The organism is Coprococcus sp. AF21-14LB (assembly GCF_003458885.1).
GTDB lineage: Bacteria > Bacillota > Clostridia > Lachnospirales > Lachnospiraceae > UBA9414.
In genome coordinates this window covers 1-1,820 of the sequence record NZ_QRVX01000112.1, presented here as the reverse complement: position 1 = coordinate 1,820, position 1,820 = coordinate 1, and the positions used below count along the sequence as shown (strand labels likewise).

The following is a 1,820-nucleotide window of genomic DNA, read 5'->3' as shown; positions in this document are numbered from 1 at the left end:
TCCTTAGTTTTCACAAACTACTAGATAATAGTCAAGCATGGATGTATAACCTAGCTTGGCTATTACTTTCTTTGAAAAGATTTGGTTCAAGACTTTCGCCATTCTCCAGTAACCTTTTCTGCTACAAGCGAGTTCTTTTGCTTTCCAATGTTCCATTCCTAACGCTTTCAGCATTCGATACTTTGTCTTTATCTTCTTCCATTGCTTCCAATAGACCGCCCGGATTCTGCGCCTTGCCCATTCGTCCGTTGTTTTGAGAAGTCCTTTCATATCTGCAAGTCTAAAGTATTCCACCCATCCTCGCACATACTCTTGGTATTTCCTTTCTCGTTCTGCATTGCTAATGCCTTTGTTCCTATCTGTAAGCTCTCTGATTTTATTTCTCATCTTAACTACTGACTTTTGATGTACTCTGAATCTGCATCTGCCTTTGTATCTATAAAAGGTATAACCAAGATACTTAACTTTGCTGATGTGAGCCACTTCTGTTTTCTTCCGATTCACCTTTAGGAAAAGTTTTCCTTCAATGAATGGAATGATGTTCTTCAAGGTTCTTTCTGCACTCTTTCTGCTCTTACAGAAAATCATACAGTCATCTGCATAGCGGACAAATCTGTGCCCTCTGCGTTCCAGTTCCTTATCCATCTCGTTTAGCATTACATTACTGAGCAACGGACTCAATGGTCCCCCTTGTGGCATTCCGACTTCTGTACGTTCAAACTTTCCGTTTGCCACAACTCCTGCATTCAGGTATTTGTGTATCAATGAAATCACTCTGCCGTCTTTGATACTTCGTGACAATACCTCAATTAACTTACTCTGGCATACGGTATCAAAGAACTTTTCCAAGTCCATATCCACCACATATACATAGCCGTCATTTACGTTCTTTTGGCATTGTCTAAGAGCATCGTGTGCTCCTCTTTTCGGTCTAAAACCAAAACTGTTCTCTGAGAATTGCTCCTCAAAGATTGGCGAGAGTTCCTGTGCGATTGCCTGTTGAATTACTCTATCGACAACTGTTGGGACTCCCAGCTTTCGAAACTCGCCTTTTGTTTCTTTGGGTATTTCTACCCTTCGAACTGGGTTGGGTTTATATTTTCCTCCCCTTATCTCTTGGATTAAGGTTTCTTGGTTTTCTCTAAGGAAGGGCAGAAGTTCATCCACCTGCATACCATCGATTCCACCTTTTCCCTTATTTTTCTTAACTTGCTTATAGGCTTTGTTAAGATTGTCCTTTCGCAAAATCAAATCCAAAAGATTGTTCGTCCAATAGTCTGTGATGATACTGCTCTTTTCAGCAATCTTAGAGTAGTCGAACACTTCTGCATACTCTTTCTGTTCCGCAGATACCATTTGCAGATAGTCTTCCATATGAAGTTGTCTGTTCTTAAATCTACTTTCAGTTACGTTCATTAGCTTGTATCTCCTAAAGTTCCGTCCTTCCCTTGACGTTTGCAACCGTCTTGGTACTATGACTTCTGCTGACTTCTCGCCATTCGTTGTTACTACAAGTTTCATACTCTGTTTCCGCTTGCTGACGAGACCTCCCCTGGTACCACACGTCACTTTCTCTCCATATATCTGCCACATCTACTATAATTAATTCCGAGTAGCTATTGGACTTTGACTTGTTTGGCAGCCTTATCCTTAACCATAGCCTCATGTGGTTTCTGTTCGTCAGACCAGAGATTTGCCATCTGACTTCCTTCAGATTCCACCTCACGGTGGACACCCTTGTCATTGGCTGTATCCTTCCCACTACTAGGGCGGATTAGGGACTTTCACCCATTAGCGACGTGCGCCGCAAGGCGCACCAA

At 42.0% G+C, this 1,820-nt stretch carries 1 protein-coding gene; it reads right to left on the bottom strand.

Features of this window, described 5'->3' with window-relative positions:
* Positions 1 to 3 precede the first annotated feature (3 nt).
* Complete coding sequence (ltrA, locus tag DWX73_RS13175; protein ID WP_118349116.1) at positions 4 to 1,416, bottom strand: group II intron reverse transcriptase/maturase; 1,413 nt, start codon at positions 1,414 to 1,416, stop codon at positions 4 to 6.
* Between the last annotated feature and the right edge of the window lie 404 nt (positions 1,417 to 1,820).